General features: G+C 71.6%; 3 protein-coding genes and 1 pseudogene. 2 read left to right on the forward strand and 2 right to left on the reverse strand.

All coding sequences use genetic code 11. The features are described from left to right. Nucleotides 1–54: 54 nt before the first annotated feature. Entirely contained in the window at nucleotides 55–993 is a 939-nt protein-coding gene (locus ACYVE9_RS18615) for a DUF368 domain-containing protein (RefSeq protein WP_461029016.1), read from the reverse strand. A gap of 144 nt (nucleotides 994–1,137) precedes the next feature. Here ACYVE9_RS18615 and ACYVE9_RS18620 point away from each other — a divergent pair, with 144 nt between their 5' ends. Next, a complete protein-coding gene (locus ACYVE9_RS18620; RefSeq protein ID WP_461029017.1) occupies nucleotides 1,138–2,790 on the forward strand; it encodes a threonine/serine exporter family protein in 1,653 nt (550 codons plus the stop codon). Nucleotides 2,791–2,920: 130 nt separating this feature from the next. Here ACYVE9_RS18620 and ACYVE9_RS18625 read toward each other — a convergent pair whose 3' ends face one another. Further along, nucleotides 2,921–3,409 (reverse strand): inorganic diphosphatase, encoded by a 489-nt coding sequence (locus ACYVE9_RS18625; protein WP_461029018.1) that lies wholly within the window; start codon nucleotides 3,407–3,409, stop codon nucleotides 2,921–2,923. Between the two features lie 110 nt (nucleotides 3,410–3,519). On the opposite strand from ACYVE9_RS18625, the pseudogene ACYVE9_RS18630 reads away from it, so the two are divergent. Further along, nucleotides 3,520–3,812, forward strand: a pseudogene (locus ACYVE9_RS18630) (D-alanyl-D-alanine carboxypeptidase/D-alanyl-D-alanine endopeptidase); the annotation flags it as partial.

The raw sequence follows: 3,812 nt of genomic DNA on the forward strand, positions 1-3,812 counted from the left end.
CCGCACGCCCGTCCGTCAGCCGCACGCCCCGGCTGCCGACCGCACGCCCGTCCGTCAGACGCGGGCGTGCCGGCGGCGCTGCGGCTCGGGTTCCGGCGCCTGACGCTTCTTCATCCGGTGCTCCACGACGATCACCGCGGCCACCACCGCGAAGCCGACCGCCATCAGGGCGAAGGTCAGCGGGGCGGCGTCACCGGGCGCGAACAGGGTGCGGTCCTCGTCCTGCCACGGCCACAGCGCCCGCACCGAACCGGCCATCAGCCCCGTCATCACGACCAGCGTGAGGTGGTGGTGGTGTTCCAGCAGCCACTTGAGGACCTTCACGAACAGCGCCAGACCGACCAGGCAGCCCAGGCCGAACGAGCCGAGCAGCACCAGGTCGCGTTCGTTGGCGGCGTCGATGACCGGCTCGTACAGGCCCATCGTCAGCAGCAGGAACGAGCCCGACAGGCCGGGCAGGACCAGCGCGCAGATCGCGACCGACCCGCCCAGGAACACCATGAGCGGCGTGACCGGCGCCTGGGCCGGAGGGATGCCGATCAGCACGAAGGCGGCGACGCCCACCGCCAGCGCGACGGCGTAGTTGGCGCCGGTCCAGCGCTGTCCCGAGTGGGTGTAGGGCACATAGAGGGACGCCAGGACCAGGCCGAAGAACAGGGCGTACGCGTACTGCTGGTGGCTCTCCACCAGCGGCGCGACCAGCTTCGCGCCGAGCACCAGGGCCGCCGCCATGCCGACCAGCAGCGGGACGATCACCCCCCAGTCGACCTTGCGCAGCTCCTCGCCGGCCCGGGACCCGCCCCGGCCGCGCGGCAGGTCGGTGACGGCGTAGCGGACGGCCGTGGTGATGTGGCCGGCGCCGCCGATCAGTTTCTCGTACACACCGACGATCAGGGCGACGGTGCCGCCACTGATACCCGGGACCACTTCCGCAGCGCCGATCAGCGCACCACGGAACGCGTTGAACACACGGGTACCGACCGTATTCGCCATGATCTCCTGTTTCCCCGGGACTCCGTCAGGCGGTGCAGCGACCCTCATCCTATGCTTCGCACGGGACACCCCGACGGGGGTGCGGTCCCGCTCGCCGGGGCACATGGGGCTGCGGACGGAGAAGCGAGAGGAGAAGCGGAAGACGTGGTCGCGGACCCGCAGCGGAACGGCAGCAAGACCGGATCAGAGGACACCGAGGACACCAAGCCGACAACGGACGAGGCACACAGCGCGTTCAGCAACCCGCTGGGCATGCCGCTACCGCCGATCCCCGAGGAGGAGCACCCCACCTCGGAGTTCGCCGTCCCGGAGGGCTTTCGCGCTCAGGTCTCCGAGACCGCCGGCAGCGCCTTCCACTACACCCCGGCCCAGGGCATTCCGGCGGTCGCCTCCCTCATCAAGGGAAACGCGCCCTGGCAGGACCGGATGCGGACCATGGTCCGGCTGCCGCTCGCGGAACGCCCGGCGCCGGAACGGAGCGTGCGCGTCGAGGACGACTCGGGGCCGCCGGTGCCGCGTGTGCTCGACCTCACCCTGCGTATCGGTGAGCTGCTGCTGGCCGGCGGGGAGGGCGCCGAGGACGTGGAGGCGGCCATGTTCGGCGTCGCGCACGCCTACGGCCTGGACCGCTGCGAGCCGACCGTCACCTTCACGCTGCTGTCGATCACGCACCAACCGTCCCTGGTCGACGACCCGGTGACGCTCAGCCGGACCGTGCGCCGCCGGGGCACCGACTACACGCGGCTGGCGGCCGTCTACCGGTTGGTGGCCGACATCACCTCCGACGACGTGACGCTGGAGGAGTCCTACCGGCGGCTGGCCGAGATCCGACGCAACCGGCACCCCTACTCCAAGGGCGTGCTCTCGGTGGCCAGCGGCCTGCTGGCCGGCGCGGCGGCCACGCTCGTCGGCGGTGGCCCGATCGTGTTCATGCTGGCCGCGATCGGCGCGATCCTCGGCGACCGGCTGGCCTGGATGTTCGCCAGCCGCGGCCTGCCGGAGTTCTACCAGTTCGTCGCCGCGGCCATGCCGCCCGCCGCGATAGGCGTCACCGTCGTTCTCCTCGACCATCCGGTGCTGGAGGGCATCCGGGCCTCCGCGGTGATCACCGGTGGACTGTTCGCCCTGATCCCGGGGCGGGCGCTGGTCGCCGCGGTGCACGACGGCCTCACCGGCTTCTACATCACCGCGTCGGCACGGCTGCTGGAAGTGGTGTACCTCATCGTGGGCATCGTCAGCGGCGTGCTGACCGTGCTCTACGTCGGCGACCGGTTCGGCGCGCCCCTCAACCCGGAGGTCACCTACAGCATCGAACGCCCGGTGATCCAGCTGTTCGCGGCGATGGCGCTGGCCCTGGCGTTCTGCGTCCTGCTCCAGCAGGAGCGGTCCACGGTCCTCTGGGCCACCCTCAACGGCGGCATCGCTTGGCTGGTCTTCGGGGCCCTCGCCCACACCGGCAACATGGACCCGGTGCCGGCGACCGTCGCCGCCGCGGGGCTCGTCGGCCTGTTCGGGCAGCTCATGTCCCGCTACCAGTTCGTGTCGGCGCTGCCGTACATCACCGCGGCCATCGGCCCGCTGCTGCCCGGTAGCGCGACCTACTTCGGGCTGCTGGGCATCGCGCAGGGCCACATGGACCGCGGTTTCCAGTTCCTGGCGACCGCCGCCGCACTGGCGCTGGCCATCGCCATCGGAGTGAACCTCGGCGGGGAACTCGCCCGGCTGTTCATCAGGACGCCGGGCCGGGAGACGCCACTGCCCGGCCGCCGCGCCGCCAAGCGCACCCGCGGCTTCTGACGCGCGCCGGCACGACGAGCGCCCCCGGCCGCGGCATCGCGGACGGGGGCGCTTCGGCTCAGCGGCCGGAGGGGCCGTCGAGCGACCGGGCGCTCACCGGCGGCCCGGACGGCTCACCGGCCCGGACGGCTCAGTGGCCGCTGGCCTCCAGGCGCTTGACGGAGTTCTCCACCTCGGCCTCGGCCTCGACCCGGCCCACCCAGTTGGCACCCTCGACGGACTTGCCGGGCTCCAGGTCCTTGTAGACCTCGAAGAAGTGCTGGATCTCCAGCCGGTCGAACTCCGACACGTGGTGGATGTCACGCAGGTGCTCGACCCGCGGGTCGGACGCCGGGACGCACAGCAGCTTGTCGTCGCCGCCGGCCTCGTCCGTCATCCGGAACATGCCGATCGCGCGGCACTTGATGATGCAACCGGGAAACGTCGGCTCCTCCAGGAGCACGAGCGCGTCCAGCGGGTCGCCGTCCTCGCCCAGGGTGCCGTCGACGAAACCGTAGTCGGCCGGGTAGACGGTCGAAGTGAAGAGGTGACGGTCCAACCGGATGCGTCCGGTCTCGTGGTCCACCTCGTACTTGTTCCGCGAACCCTTCGGGATCTCGATGGTGACGTCGAACTCCAAGGGAGGCTCCTCCGTGATCAACACATGTGTCTGGTGGTTAAGTGTCCCCCACGCCGGTGTGTGCTCGTGAAAGGGGCTGGTCCGAGGTGCGCGAGACGCCCGTGAACCGAATGCGCCGATCCGTCGGCACGGCCGTCGGAGCCGTCCGGCACCGCTGGCGGGCCGCACCGCCGCACACCCGGCAGACCTGGCAGCTCACGACGGGTTCCGCCGTGCTCGGCCTGGCGGTCGCGCTGACCTCGGTGACGGTCGCGGGACCATGGGACTCGGGTCAGCGTACGGCCGAACGGGCCCGCGCGGCCGGTCCGGCGGGTGACAGTGGCGCTCACCACACCGACGACGCCCCCGGTGGTCCGCACGACGGCTCCGCCGACGGCGTTCCCGGGCCCGCCCCCAGCGCCCG

Source organism: Streptomyces sparsus (assembly GCF_054776295.1).